This window comes from Natronococcus jeotgali DSM 18795, from assembly GCF_000337695.1.
In the GTDB taxonomy this organism is placed as follows: domain Archaea; phylum Halobacteriota; class Halobacteria; order Halobacteriales; family Natrialbaceae; genus Natronococcus; species Natronococcus jeotgali.
The window spans coordinates 1-13,251 of the sequence record NZ_AOIA01000119.1 but is presented as its reverse complement, the minus strand read 5'-3'; the positions used below and the strand labels follow the sequence as shown (position 1 = coordinate 13,251).

The window sequence follows — 13,251 nt, the reverse complement described above, 5'->3', positions numbered from 1 at the left end:
GGAGCGAGGTATGACCGAAATCGGTCACAAACTCATCTGCGAGGAGCACGGCCCGAACGACCTCGCCGAGTACGCGCGACTCGCCGACGAGTCCGCGTTCGACTTCGCGATGATCTCCGATCACTTCCACCCCTGGACCTCGAGCCAGGGCGAGAGCCCGCTGGTCTGGAACGTGATCGGCGCGATCTCGCAGGCGACCGACGACCTCACCCTGGGGACCAGCATCACCTGTCCGATCCTGCGGTACCACCCCGCGATCATCGCGCAGGCGGCCGCGACCGCAGGGGTACAGCTCCCCGGTCGGTTCTTCCTCGGCGTCGGCACCGGCGAGAACCTGAGCGAGCACGTACTCGGCGATCGCTGGCCCGAACACCGGGTACGCCTCGAGATGCTCGAGGAGGCCGTCGACCTCATCCGCACCCTGTGGGAGGGCGAGACGACGAGCTACCGCGGGGAGTACTACACCGTCGAAAACGCCAGGATCTACACGCTGCCCGAGGAGCTCCCGCCGATCCCGATCGCCGCGGATGGCCCGAAGACGGCGCGCAAAGCGGGGGAGATCGGCGACGGTCTCGTCGGGGTCGCGCCCGACCCGAACCTGATCGAGGCCTTCGAGGACGGCGGCGGCGAGGACAAACCCCGGTACGCCGAGATCGACGTCTGTTACGCCGAGGACGAGCAGGAGGCGATCGAGACCGCCCACGAGATCTGGCCGCAGGCGGCGCTTCCGGGGGAGCTGCTCTGGGAGCTACGGACCCCCGCCCACTTCGAGCAGGCGACCGAGGCGGTCACGGCGGAGGACGTCGCGGAAGTGGTGGTCTGTGGCTCCGACCCGGAGGAACACATCGAGGGGATCAGGGAGTACGTCGACGCCGGCTACGATCACGTCGCGGTCCACAACGTCGGCTCGAACCAGGCCGAGTTCGTCGAGTTCTACGAGGAGGAGGTGCTGCCGGCGGTACAGTAGTCGACGGACGGCTCGAGTCCGTGCGGGCGCTCGAGCGTCAGGAGTCGGTCTCGCCTTCCGCCTCCTCGAGGTCGTCGGGCTGTTCTCCGTCCGAGCGCGGCGCGTTCTGGGTGCCCAGGTCCTCGTCGCCGTCGTCGGTCGCGTCGTCCTCGCGGTCGACGCGCTCGAGTTACTCCTCGACCTCGGCTTCCCGTTCTGCCTCGTACTCGTCGGCGCGGTCGGTGTCGTCTTCGGCCATACCGACTTCGGTTTCGGGACCGAGCGGTTTGGTCCTCGGGCCGTCGACTGCAACGTCGGCCGCGAGGACGTTTCGTTTCAAGGAAAGGGTAGCTGACACGAAAGACAGATAAAAGAGCCCGCACTGTGAACGGATAGATATGGACGTTCCGTACGACCTCACCTCGTACGTTCGGGTGTTGAAGATGGCGACGACGCCCACGAGCGAGGAGTTCCTCCAGGTATCGAAGATCGCCGGTGCGGGAATCCTGCTCGTCGGGTTCCTCGGGTTCGTCATCGGCGCAATTATGGTACTCCTGACCGGCGACGCCGGTGGTGCCTTCTAATGGGCATCTACGCAGTCAAGACCACGGCCAGCCAGGAGCGCACCGTCGCCGACATGATCATCAACCGCGAGGAGCCCGAGATCCACGCCGCGCTCGCGCCGGACTCGCTGACCTCCTACGTGATGGTCGAGGCCGACGACGACTCCGTGATCACCCGCGTGCTCGAGGATATCCCTCACGCGCGAAGCATGGTCCCCGGGAAGTCGGACATCTCGGAGGTCGAGCACTTCCTCTCGCCGAAGCCGGACGTCGAGGGGATCGCCGAAGGGGACATCGTCGAGCTCATCGCCGGCCCGTTCAAAGGCGAGAAGGCCCAGGTCCAGCGCATCGACGAGGGGAAGGATCAGGTGACGGTCGAACTGTACGAGGCGACGGTTCCGATCCCAGTGACGGTGCGGGGCGACCAGATCCGGGTGCTGGACTCCGACGAGCGGTAGCGAGTCGGTTCGCTCGACGCTCTCCTGACGGATCGCGTCGAGAAAGTTTTGTACTAAATTTTGCAAGGGGTGGTGAGCGAACGGTGTGAGCGAACCCGACGCAGTAAAATTTAGGCGTGTGACGGTTCGAGGCGACCAGATTCGCGTGCTCGACAGTGACGAACGATAGTTCGTCAGACAGTACGAACGGGCACACCGTGTCCGTGAGTGACTCCGACGAGCGGTAACGAATCGGTTCGCTCGGCGCTCCTTTGCAGACGGCCCCACGCCCAGGTGAAACGGCCACGAGGGCGCAGTGGTCGCCGCAAACTCGTCACCGCGCCGTCAGACGGTATCGGAATCAGAATGCATAACCCGACGCTCGCGAAAGGGGCGACGTACTCGTGAGCGACGGAGAGGAAGTTCGGGTCGACTGTCACGTGAAAGTGCTCAACGACGCCGTCGTCGAGCGCGCGATGCGTGCCGGCCTCGACGCAATCGTCTACGCACCGCATTTCACCCGTCTGCCGGAGATCCGCGAGCGCGCGGCGGCCTACTCGAGCGACGACCTGCTCGTCGTCCCGGCCAGGGAGGTCTTCACCGGCACCTGGCGGGACCGCAAACACGTCCTCGCGATCGGGCTCTCCGAGCCCGTCCCGGACTTCATTCCCCTCGAGGTGGCGATGGCCGAGTTCGACCGCCAGGGGGCCGCGGTGCTCGTCCCCCACCCCGAGTTCGCGACGGTCAGTCTCGGCGAGCCCGAGCTGCGCACGTACGCGCGGACGATCGACGCGATCGAGATCTACAACCCGAAACACCTCCCGTCGCACAACCGCCGCGCCCGCGAGCTGGCAGACATGCTCTCCTACCCGCCGTTTGCGTCCTCGTACGCTCACCTGCCGAGCTCGGTCGGCGTCGCTTACACCGCCTTCGAGGCGACGATCGAGTCCGAGGCCGATCTGGTCGCCGCCCTCGAGAACCGCGTCGCCCGGCGGGCCGTTCACGACAACGGACCGCGACAGCTGCGGACGTCGGCCCAGGAGCTCGCCCACCTCGGCTACGAGAACACCTGGAAGAAGGTCGACCGCTGTTTCCTCTCGGGTATCGAACCGACCCATCCCGACCACATCGCCTACGACGGTCGATTCGACGACGTCGCGGTCTACTGATCCTGGACGTCGTCCTCGAGTGCGTCCGCGATGCGCTCGAGTTGCAGTCCGACGTAACACAGCGCCTGCGTCTGCATGATCGCCGGATCGGTCGTCCACTCGTCGGTGATGTAGGCCGCCTGCTTGCCCGCACGGTCGAGGTCTGTGGTATCGTTTGCCATCAGTTTCGAGTTCGACGTCGATCCCCGAAACCGTTCGGCCGACGGACCTCGAGACGCCTCCGACGGGCGGTCGGTCACTCCTCGCGCGAGGCGTCGCGGACCGCCTCGAGCGTGCGTTCGACCCGCGCCCAGTGGCTCCCGCGCCAGAAGTGCTGGCCGCAGCCCCGACAGCGCCACACCGCGAACTCGTCGGGATCGGGCGCGTACTCGGGCGTCGACGCCGCGGGGTCGACCGCCTCGAGCGGGCCGTTGCAGCGCCCGCAGCGGGAGGGATCGCCCTCGAGGGAGAGGTCGACCCCCGCGGACGCGAGTTCGGCGAGCTGGGTCTCGACCTCGCGGGACTCGAGCAGGATCGAGGCGTCGGCGCGGGTCGCGAGCTGAACGTCTCTCGTGACGAGGGTGCGGTCCTCGGCCTTCGAGGACGCGAGCAGGGCGTCGTCGGCCTCGAGGTCGCGGTCCCCGGCGTAGGCGGTATCGTGGCCGCACATCCGCAGGTAGGCGACGAGCCCGCCGCACATGACGTCGAGGAGAATCTCCATTCAGTGCAGGAACGCCCGTAGCTCCTCGAGTTCCCGGGTATTGATCACGTCCGCGGGTTCGGCCCAGCCCCGGCGGGCGGTGTGGACGCCCCAGCGCACGTACTCGAGCGTCGCGGGCTGGTGGGCGTCGGTGTCGACCGCGATCGGCGCGCCCGCATCGATCGCGGCCTGGACGGCGCTGCCCCAGAGGTCGAGCCGCTTCGGGTTGGCGTTGATCTCGAGGGCCGTTCCGTGGTCGGCCGCGGCTTCGCCGAGCGCGGTCGCGTCGAACTCGAGCCCGGAGCGCTCGTTGAGCAGCCGTCCGCTCGGGTGGCCGAGCACGTCGACGGCGGGGTTCTCGATCGCAGTCCGGAGTCGAGCCGTGGCCGTCTCGGCGTCCTGGCCGAGCGCGCTGTGGGGCGAGGCGACGATCACGTCGAGGGCGTCGACGACCTCCTCGCCGAGGCCGATCCCGCCGTCGGCGTCGACGTTGGCTTCGATTCCGGCGAGCACCTCGACGTCGGCCGCGGCCGCGACCTCGCGGATCGCCTCGACCTGCTCGAGGATCTCGGTATCGCTGAGGCCCATATCGGCGACGACGCCCGGTCCCTCGGCGTGGTCGGCGACGCCGTAGTAGTCGTAGCCCATCTCCGCGGCCGCCTCGACCATCGCCTCGATCGAGGTGTTGCCGTCGGACCACTCGGTGTGGGTGTGGAGGTCGCCGCGGATATCGTCGCGGGTGAGCAGCTCCGGGAGGTCGCCGTCGGCCGCGGCGTCGATCTCGCCGCGGTCCTCGCGCAGCTCGGGCGGGATCCACTCGAGTCCGAGCGCCTCGTACATCCCTGCCTCGTCCTCGCCGGCGACGCGGTCGCCGACACGCTGCCTTCCGTCGGTTCCCTCACCCGAATCGGGGTCGTCGATACCGGAGACGTCGAACGCGCCGTACTCGTTCAGTTTGACGTCGCGATCGATCGCGTAGTTGCGCAGCGTGATGTTGTGGTCCTTGCTCCCGGTGAAGTACTGCAGGGCGGAGCCGAACTCCTCGGGGACCACGGTCCGCAGGTCGACCCGGATCTCGCCGACGCGGACGCTGGCCTTCGCGGGGCCGGACTCGATCTCGTCGTCGACGGAGTTCCAGTCGACGAACTCGTCGATCACGTCCTCGGCGTCCTCGGTCGCCACGAGTACGTCGACGTCCCCGATGGTCTCGCGCCAGCGCCGGATGGAGCCGGCAACCTCGCAGCGCTCGACCGTCCCGACGGACTCGAGGAAGGCCAGCACGTCGTCGGCCAGCGGTCGGGCCTCCCCGAGCAGCTGGCGCTGACCGATCGTGCGGGCGAACTCGAGGTTCTCCAGGATGTTCTGCTCGGTTTTCGGACCGAACCCCTTCACCTCCTGCACCTCGCCGGCCTCGGCGGCGGCCTCGAGGTCGTCTAGGCTCTGGATCCCCAGCTCGCGGTAGAGCTTGCCCGCCGTCTTCGGGCCGACGCCCTCGATGCGGGTGAGGTCGGCGATGTCGATCGGCAACTCGGCGCGCAGCTCCTCGAGTTCCTCGATCGCGCCGGTCTCGACGTACTCGACGATCTTCGAGGCGATGGCGTCGCCGACGTGGTCGATCGTCTCGATCGACTCGCGGTCGTCCGCGGCGACGTAGTCGGCGATCGGCGTCGGGTGGGCGCGGACGCTTTCGGCCGCCCGCCGGTAGGCGCGGGGTTTGTACTCGACGTCGTCGGCCTCGAGCAGGTCGGCGAACTCCTCGAGCCGCCCCGCGAGTTCGGCGTTGGTCGTCATCGCCCCCTCCGGGCGCTCCCGCCCTCTTCCTGACCCAGCGCCTGCTTGAGGAACGACATCCAGCGCTTCGTGTCGGCTGCCCGTTTCGCCTGCTGCTCGCGCTCGAGGTCGGTCGGACCGAGGTTCTCGAGGGCGTTTAACGCGCGATCGATGCCGATGATCCCCTGGGCGAGTTCCTCGCCCTCCTCGCGGGAGACCGCGCCTTCCTCGATGGTCTCGAGGCGCTCGAGGCGCTCGCGGCGCAGGTTCCGTTTGGCCTGCTCGACGCGGTCGCGCTCGCCGGGGGGCACCGTGTCGCGGCGCTTGATCTCGAAGACGAAGGTCCGGAGGTCGATCTCCTCGCCCTGGACGGTGATCGTCTCCGGGATGTCCGCACCGACGGTGGCGCCTTCGCGCTCGACGCGCTCGAGCAGCTGCTTGCGCTCGTACTCTTGCACACCCATCCGTTGGGCGCTGAACGGCAAAAATGTACGTTCCGGCACCGTCGGCGCTTCGGCGACGGTCCCCACACGAGGCGGGCGCGGTCTCCCGCGAGTCGGGATCCGAGTTCGACCGCGACTCGAGTGCAACCTCGGTCCGATCTCGAGAATTGCCCGTCAGCGTCGGATCTGAACCCCAAGTCCCTTGGTAGTGCCACCCCTATCCTCGCGCAATGGCCACGTGCGACGTGTGTGGGAGAGAAGAGAGCATGCCCTACAACTGCCGGCACTGTGGTGGCACTTACTGCTCCGAACACCGCCTGCCGGAGAACCACGACTGTACGAGTCTCAACAACTGGAACGATCCCCAGGGGGTCTTCGACAGCGGGTTCGACGACGGCGTCGAGAGCGGGGGCCGATCCGGAAACACGAGCCTGCTGGACAAGCTCCCGATCGACACCGGGCCGGGCGGGCCGCTGGGGTACTTCCGCGGGAACGCGACCTACACGTTCCTCGCGCTGATGTGGATCACCTTCCTCTGCCAGTGGATCGCGCTGTTCGTCGGCGGACAGGCGCTACACGGCGCGCTGTTTACGCTCTCGACGGCGCACCCCGAGTACGTCTGGACGTGGGTCACGTCCGTCTTCGCGCACGACCCCGGTGGTATCACGCACCTCGTGTTCAACAGCATCGTAGTGTTCTTCTTCGGACCCCTCGTCGAGCGCTACGTCGGCTCGAAGAACTTCGCGATCCTCTTCGTCGTCAGCGGCGCTCTCGCGGGACTCGGACAGGTCGCCATCTCCGCCGCCCAGGGCGTCCCCACGAGCGTGCTCGGCGCCAGCGGCGCCGCGCTCGCGATCATGGGCGTGCTGACGGTTCTGAACCCGAATCTCAAGGTCTACCTCTACTTCATCCTCCCCGTCCCGATCTGGGTGCTCACGATCGGGACGGCGCTGATCAGCGTCGTCTACATCGGGACCGGCGGCGGCGGCCCGATCGCTCACGGCGCCCACCTGGTCGGCCTCCTGATCGGACTGGGCTACGGCGAGTACATCAGACGGACCAGGAACGTCCGGACGCCCGACCAGTTCCAGCTCGGCGGAGGCGGCCCCGGGGGTCCGGGCGGCCCCGGCGGTCGCCGCCGCTTCTGAGCGCGCAGCCGAAAGCCCACGCACTGATTTTCCCTCGGCCGCAACCTCGAGCCACCGATGCACGTCTCCCGCCCGACCCTCGTCCCCGACGCCTCGCTCGAGCGAGCCGACATGGAAGCCCTCCAGCGCGAGATCGCCGAGGCCGCGGTCTTCGAGGACGACCTCGAGTTCGATCCCGCCGTCCTCGGCGACCCGCTGGCGGCGTCGGCGAGCGCCGGCGAGCCCCCGATCGTCGCGGGCGTCGACCAGGCCTTCCTCACGAACGAGGCGGGCGACCAGGACCGGGCGCTGTCGGCCGTCGTCGCCGTGCAGGGCGGCGAGGTGATCGAACGGGTCCACGCGGTGACGCCGCTTTCGATCCCTTACATCCCGGGCCTGCTCTCCTTTCGAGAGGGGGCGCCGATTCTCGACGCGCTCGAGGAGCTGTCGGTCGAACCAGACCTCCTCCTGTTCGACGGCAGCGGGCGCATCCACTTCCGACAGGCCGGGATCGCGACCCACATGGGCGTCGTGCTGGACGCGCCGAGTATCGGGATCGCCAAGAGCCTGCTCTGTGGGAGCCCGCGCGGGGACCTCGAGGACCTGCCCGAGGGGACGCGGGTCGGGATCGAGGCGAACTCGAGGGTCGACGCCGAGGACGGTACGCTGCTGGGCTACGCCGTCCAGACCCGCCAGTACGACTCGCCGGATCGGTACATCAACCCGCTGTACGTCAGTCCGGGCCACCGCGTCGGTCCCGAGACCGCGGCCGACGTCGCCCTCGCGCTGTCGTCGTCGTACAAGCTCCCCGATCCCGTCCGGCTGGCCGACAGCTACGCCAACGAGGCGAAACGCGGGCTCGAGGAGTGAGGGACGGGGGATCGACGACCGATCGGTCGCTCGCGGTGACTGCCGTTTCGACCGGCACGATAAACCGTCGATACTTAGGCACCCTCACCCGAAACGGTCACGCATGGCCATCGCTGAGGAAGCCGACGACCGGGCGGGCGACGACGCGACCGCCGCGGACGACGCCGGACGGGAAACGACGACCGACGCGACCGAGGACCGGTACACGCGCAAGCAGTGCGTGCTGATCACTGGCTGCTCGTCGGGGGTCGGCCACGCGACCGCGCGGGCGTTCCTCGAGCGGGACTGGCAGGTGATCGCGACGGCCCGGAACGTCGACGACATCGCGGACCTCGAGGAACTCGGCTGTACGACCCTCGAGTTAGACGTCACCGACCCCGACCAGGTCGCCGACGTCGTCGAGCGCACCGTCGAGATCGGCGGCGCGATCGACTGTCTCGTGAACAACGCGGGGTACGCCCAGATGGGACCGATCGAGGACATCTCGACGGTCGACCTCCACCGCCAGTTCGACGTCAACGTCTACGGTCCCCACCGCCTCGCCCGCGCCGCGCTGCCGCACATGCGCGCCCAGGGCGCGGGGCGGATCGTCAACGTCTCGAGCGTCGCGGGCCGAGTCTCGTTCCCCGGCTACGGCGCCTACTCGGGGTCGAAACACGCCCTCGAGGCGATGACCGACGCCTTGCGGGGCGAGGTCGAGGAGTTCGGCATCGAGGTCGTGTTGATCGAGCCCGGCCCGATCGAGAGCGAGTTCTCCGACCGGGTCGACGAGGAACTGCCCGGCTCGGAGCGCACGCCGGCCTACGAGTCGCTGTACGAGATCTACGACGAGGCCCAGCTGATCGGCGGCGGCCAGGGCGGCCCGTTCGCCTCGACGTCCGCGGAGGTCGCGACGGCGATCGTCGAGTCCGCGATCCGCTCGGAGCCCCCCGCCCGCTACCCCGTCGGCCCGATCGGTCAGCTGGGCGTCTACGCCCGGTTCCTCCCCGACCGACTGCAGGACGCGCTCTACGGCGTCGTCCGCAAGCTGGTCTGATCTCGCGGCCGTCGTTACAGCTTCGACGCCGGGACGAAGGAGAGCACACGGCGATAGCGCCGCCTCGAGCGCGAGCCGATAGTCAGTCACCGGTCGCTCGAGCGTCGGTTCCGGAGTCGTCGACGGCGAACGCCCCGCCCGGACACCGACGGACGCGCCCGGCCCGCTGGAGTTCGCGACACCGGCGGTCGATCGTTACCGGGTGCGCGGCGAGGCGATCGGCCAGCTGGGAGATCGTCATCGGACCGCCGTCGGTCAGTGTCTCGAGGATCTCGCAGTCGCTCCGGCCGGAAGGCGGTTCGTCCGTCGGCATTGGTATACCTCGACATTGTCCGAGCGAGGGATGAATGGCGCTCCGGTTCCCAGTCGGTGAGAACGGCTCCGAGGGAAGCGCTCGAGCCGGATACGAGCGATCGCCGGCTACCCGCTGAACGCCTCGGCGAACTCGGTCGGTAGCGTCGCGATGTCGATCCCCCAGGCCATCGGGAGCCACAGCAGCGCGACGGTCGTGATCAGCGCGATGCCGATGACGTTGAGCCCGATCCCGACGCGGGCCATCTGGGGCAGGGAGATGTAACCGCTGCCGAAGACGATCGCGTTCGGGGGCGTCGCGACCGGGAGCATGAACGCGAACGACGCGGCGGTCGCGCCGGCGATCATCAGCCCGTAGGGGTGGACGCCGATGCCGACCGCGACGCCGGCGAGGATCGGCATCAGCATCGCCGTGGTCGCCGTGTTCGAGGTGACCTCGGTCAGGAAGATCGTCATCGTGACGACCGCCAGCAGGATGAGGACCATCGAGACGCCCTCGAGGGCGGCCAGCTGTTCGCCGATCCAGGCGGCGAGCCCGGTGTCCCCGAAGCCCGAGGCGATGGCGAGTCCGCCGCCGAACAGGAGGATGACGCCCCAGGGGATGTCGACGCCGTTGGTCCAGTCGAGCAGGAACGTGTGGTCGCCGTCTTCGGTTTTCGTCGGCAGGGTGAAGAGGACGAGCGCGCCGCCGATGGCGACGATCGTGTCGGCGTCTTCCGGCGGGACGATCCCCAGGGCCGGCTCGAGCAGGCTGGCGCCGATCCAGGACAGCGCCATTCCGACGAAGACGACGAGCACCATCCGTTCCTGGGTGCTCGTCGGACCGAGTCGCTCGAGCTCGCGGTCGATCGTGTCGGCGCCGATCGGCAGTTCGTCGAACTGCGGCGAGATCGCGACCCGGGTGACGTAGACGTAGACTGCAACGAGCCCGACGAGCGAGATCGGGACGCCGTAGAGCATCCACTCGGCGAAGCCGATCGTCGTGCCGAACAGCTCGCCGGCCTGGCCGGCGAAGAGGATGTTCGGCGGCGTGCCGATCAGCGTCGCGACGCCGCCGACCGAGGCGCCGTAGGCGATACACAGCATCAGGGCGACGCCGAAGGAGAACTCGCCCTCGGCGGTTTCGATATCGAGGCCGGTCTCGTCGATCAGGTCGGCGGTCTGGTAGATGACCGCCAGCGCGATCGGCACCATCATCATCACGGTCGCGCTGTTGGAGACCCACATCGAGAGAAACGCCGTCGCGAGCATGAACCCGAGGATGAGCCGCGATGGTTCGGTGCCGACGGCCTTGATCGTCCGCAGGGCGATCCGTCGGTGCAGCCCCCAGCGCTGCATCGCCATCGCGAGGAAAAAGCCGCCCATAAACAGGAAGATCAGCGGGCTGGCGTAGGAGGGCGTCGTGTCCGCGACCGGCAACGCGCCCGTCAGCGGGAAGAGGACGATCGGCAACAGCGACGTCGCCGGGATCGGGATCGCCTCGGACATCCACCAGACGGCGACCCACGCGGTGACCGCGGCGACGGCCTGTCCTTCAGGGGTCAGCCCCTCGGGCGTCGGCGACAGGAAGATCGCCGCGAACAGCACGGGGCCGAGGACGAATCCGATCTTCTGTCGCAGCTCGTAGCTGCCGCCGACGTCGAACGGGGATCGGTCGCCGTCGGAGCCGTCCCCGTCGTCCCCGCCGCCGAGGCCGCCGCGCTCGGGATCGTCGGGCGCGTCGCTGCCGCCGTCGGTAAACGCTTCCCTGGCGACGCGTCGCTCCGCCGCCGAGAGTTCGTCGAGGTCCTCGGCGATCGCGTGACCGTCGAGCGTGAGGTAGGCCTTCGTCCGTTCGTTAAGGAACCACAGGTACCCCCAGAACCGCTGTATAGCGAGCTGACACCTGTCGAGGGAGTTCGATACCATCTGCACGAGCGTTGCGAACCCGGGATTAAAAATGCCGAGGTTCGCTCGCGAGAGTGTGTCACCGGCGTTAGACGTTCCCGCGGGATCGGGTCTCGAGGAGCGCCGGAACGCACATATCGTCGCCGGAGTAACTCGAGGCGTGCCACTGTTACAGTTCGACACGACCCGGTCGCTGTCGGCCGAGGAACGGACTGGGCTCGCAGAGCGGGTGACGGCGCTGTACGCCGAGGAGATGGAGACGACGACGGGCCACGTCGCGGTGACGATCCGCGAGCGCGATCCCTCGGCGATGCACCTCGGTCGCGAGGTCGAAGGACCGTTGCTCTTTCTCGACGCCGAGATCCGGCGCGGACGGCCGTTCGAGCGCAAGCGGGCGTTCGCGCTCGAAACGATGGCCTACGCCGGCGACGCCCTCGAGATCCCCGACGAGAACATGAAGGTCGTGTTCACCGAACACGAGGGCGAGGCGATGATGGGCGTCGATCGGGTCGGCGGCGAGTGGGACGGCGAAGCGTAACGGATCGAGAGCGCCGTGCCGCCCGCCGGTTCCGTCACGGTAAAGCGGTCCCGTCGGAAAGGCGCGGTCGATGGATCGGTCCGACCGCCGGACGGTCTCGCTGATCGCGCTCTGGCAGGTCGCCGCGAGTATCTGTTACTACACCGTCTTCGCGGCGACGCCGTTGTTCCGCGCGGAGTTCGGCCTCTCCCGGTTCCAGGTCGGGTTCGTCGTCACCGCCCTGACGCTTGGCTACGCGGTCTTCCTGCTCCCCGTCGGTGCGCTGATCGATCGCTTCGGCGAGTACCGCTCGCTCGTGGTCGGCCTCGTCGGCCTCGCCGCGGGCGCGACGCTCGTCGCGGGCGCACCGTCGGTCGCCCTGCTGCTCGTCGCCGCCTTCTTCCTGGGCTCGGCGTACGCGAGCGCGATCCCGGGGACGAACAAGGCCGTTTACGACAACGTCGCCGCGGGTCGCCAGAACCTCGCGGTCGGGATCAAGCAGGTCGGGGTCACCGCCGGCAGCGGGATCAGCGCCCTGCTCGTGACCGGACTCGCCGGCCTGTTCTTCTGGCAAGCGGGCTTTCTCGTCGCCGCCGGCGTCGGGTTCGTCGTCGCCCTCATCTTCGCGGCGCTGTACGACGGCTCCGACGGCGGCGGGACCGCCGAGTACCCCGACTTCCGGGCGCTGTCGAAGAATCGCCCGTACCGCTGGCTGGTCGCGGCGGGGTTTTTCCTCGGCGCGGCGCTGTTTACCACGACGGGGTACACCGTCCTGTTCCTCGAGGAAGAAGTCGGCACCTCGGTCGCCTTCGGCGGGGTCGTCCTCGCGACGGCCCAGCTGTTCGGCAGCGCCGGCCGGATCGCGACGGGGTGGCTGAGCGACGCGCTCCCGGGCGATCCACAGCGCCGGATCGGGGCGATCCTGATCGTCCAGGCGCTCGCCAGCGCCGTCCTGTTCGGAGTCGTCGCCGCGACCTCGAGCCCGATCGGCGCCGCCGTCGCGTTCGCGGCGCTGGGCTTTTTCGCCCTCGGAAATACGGGCGTCTACTACTCCTGTATGTCGACGCTGGTCGGCAGCGAGGAGATGGGCGGGGCGACCGCGGGCGGACAGCTCGCGCTGGTCGCCGGCTCGATCGTCGCCCCGCCCGCGTTCGGCTACCTCGCCGACGCCGTCGGCTACCGCGCCTCGTGGTGGCTGCTCGGCGCCGGCTGCGTTCTCGCCGCGGGCCTGCTTGTCGTCGCGGTTCGCAGCGAGCCGCCGATCGACGACCCCGCGCTGGCCGACTGATCGAGTCGAAGGACGAACCACTATGATCTCCGAGGACGAAGCCCCGCTCATGTACCGCGTTTTACTCCCTATCGACGACAGCGAGGCCCGCGCTCGCGCACAGGCCGAGGCCGTCCTCGAGTTACCCCGCGCCCGCGACGAAATCGCGGTCGACGTCCTCCACGTCCACGAGGAGGTGTCGCTGTCTCTTATACACATCTCTGAGCG

At 68.5% G+C, this 13,251-nt stretch carries 15 protein-coding genes and 1 pseudogene; 9 read left to right on the top strand and 7 right to left on the bottom strand.

Annotated elements, in window-relative coordinates; all coding sequences use genetic code 11:
• Positions 1–10 precede the first annotated feature (10 nt).
• Positions 11–967, top strand: coding sequence for a TIGR03557 family F420-dependent LLM class oxidoreductase (locus tag C492_RS13105; RefSeq protein WP_008424305.1), 957 nt, complete (start codon positions 11–13; stop codon positions 965–967).
• Between the two features lie 37 nt (positions 968–1,004).
• Here C492_RS13105 and C492_RS13100 read toward each other — a convergent pair.
• Positions 1,005–1,205, bottom strand: a pseudogene (locus C492_RS13100) (hypothetical protein).
• 139 nt (positions 1,206–1,344) lie between these two features.
• Between C492_RS13100 and C492_RS13095 the strand changes: the two are divergent.
• The 3 genes from C492_RS13095 (at position 1,345) to C492_RS13085 (ending at position 3,115) form a co-directional block, all read left to right on the top strand.
• Positions 1,345–1,530: a protein translocase SEC61 complex subunit gamma gene (locus tag C492_RS13095; protein ID WP_008424303.1), complete on the top strand. Its 186-nt coding sequence runs from the start codon at positions 1,345–1,347 to the stop codon at positions 1,528–1,530.
• Positions 1,530–1,967 (top strand): transcription elongation factor Spt5, encoded by a 438-nt coding sequence (locus C492_RS13090; RefSeq protein WP_008424301.1) that lies wholly within the window; start codon positions 1,530–1,532, stop codon positions 1,965–1,967. The genes C492_RS13095 and C492_RS13090 overlap by 1 nt, the downstream gene beginning before the upstream one ends.
• 383 nt (positions 1,968–2,350) lie before the next feature.
• A complete protein-coding gene (locus C492_RS13085) occupies positions 2,351–3,115 on the top strand; it encodes a PHP-associated domain-containing protein (protein ID WP_008424299.1) in 765 nt (254 codons plus the stop codon).
• On the opposite strand, the gene C492_RS24660 is transcribed toward C492_RS13085, so the two are convergent.
• From C492_RS24660 to C492_RS13065, 4 genes are all read right to left on the bottom strand, one after another.
• A complete protein-coding gene (locus C492_RS24660) occupies positions 3,109–3,276 on the bottom strand; it encodes a hypothetical protein (protein WP_169333455.1) in 168 nt (55 codons plus the stop codon). The genes C492_RS13085 and C492_RS24660 overlap by 7 nt on opposite strands.
• A gap of 74 nt (positions 3,277–3,350) precedes the next feature.
• Positions 3,351–3,815: a Mut7-C RNAse domain-containing protein gene (locus C492_RS13075; protein WP_008424295.1), complete on the bottom strand. Its 465-nt coding sequence runs from the start codon at positions 3,813–3,815 to the stop codon at positions 3,351–3,353.
• The gene (gene polX, locus C492_RS13070; protein WP_008424293.1) at positions 3,816–5,585 is read right to left on the bottom strand and encodes a DNA polymerase/3'-5' exonuclease PolX; all 1,770 of its coding nucleotides are present in this window, start codon (positions 5,583–5,585) and stop codon (positions 3,816–3,818) included.
• Positions 5,582–6,022 carry a DUF5788 family protein gene (locus C492_RS13065; protein WP_008424291.1) on the bottom strand — a complete coding sequence of 147 codons (441 nt, stop codon included), beginning with the start codon at positions 6,020–6,022 and terminating at the stop codon, positions 5,582–5,584. The genes polX and C492_RS13065 overlap by 4 nt, the downstream gene beginning before the upstream one ends.
• Positions 6,023–6,237: 215 nt before the next feature.
• Between C492_RS13065 and C492_RS13060 the strand changes: the two genes are divergently transcribed.
• The 3 genes from C492_RS13060 to C492_RS13050 all read left to right on the top strand — a co-directional run bounded on the left by C492_RS13060 (position 6,238) and on the right by C492_RS13050 (position 9,040).
• Positions 6,238–7,155, top strand: a complete 918-nt coding sequence (locus tag C492_RS13060; protein WP_049893053.1) for a rhomboid family intramembrane serine protease — start codon at positions 6,238–6,240, stop codon at positions 7,153–7,155.
• Between the two features lie 57 nt (positions 7,156–7,212).
• Positions 7,213–8,004, top strand: coding sequence for an endonuclease V (locus tag C492_RS13055; protein ID WP_008424288.1), 792 nt, complete (start codon positions 7,213–7,215; stop codon positions 8,002–8,004).
• A gap of 103 nt (positions 8,005–8,107) precedes the next feature.
• Entirely contained in the window at positions 8,108–9,040 is a 933-nt protein-coding gene (locus C492_RS13050) for an SDR family oxidoreductase (RefSeq protein WP_008424286.1), read from the top strand.
• 82 nt (positions 9,041–9,122) lie between these two features.
• Here C492_RS13050 and C492_RS13045 read toward each other — a convergent pair whose 3' ends face one another.
• Entirely contained in the window at positions 9,123–9,353 is a 231-nt protein-coding gene (locus C492_RS13045) for a winged helix-turn-helix transcriptional regulator (RefSeq protein WP_008424284.1), read from the bottom strand.
• A 107-nt stretch (positions 9,354–9,460) separates the two neighbouring features.
• Positions 9,461–11,260: an SLC13 family permease gene (locus C492_RS13040; protein WP_008424283.1), complete on the bottom strand. Its 1,800-nt coding sequence runs from the start codon at positions 11,258–11,260 to the stop codon at positions 9,461–9,463.
• Positions 11,261–11,399: 139 nt separating this feature from the next.
• Between C492_RS13040 and C492_RS13035 the strand changes: the two genes are divergently transcribed.
• Entirely contained in the window at positions 11,400–11,777 is a 378-nt protein-coding gene (locus tag C492_RS13035; protein ID WP_008424282.1) for a tautomerase family protein, read from the top strand.
• 70 nt (positions 11,778–11,847) lie between these two features.
• A complete protein-coding gene (locus C492_RS13030) occupies positions 11,848–13,044 on the top strand; it encodes an MFS transporter (RefSeq protein ID WP_008424281.1) in 1,197 nt (398 codons plus the stop codon).
• Positions 13,045–13,251: the final 207 nt, after the last annotated feature.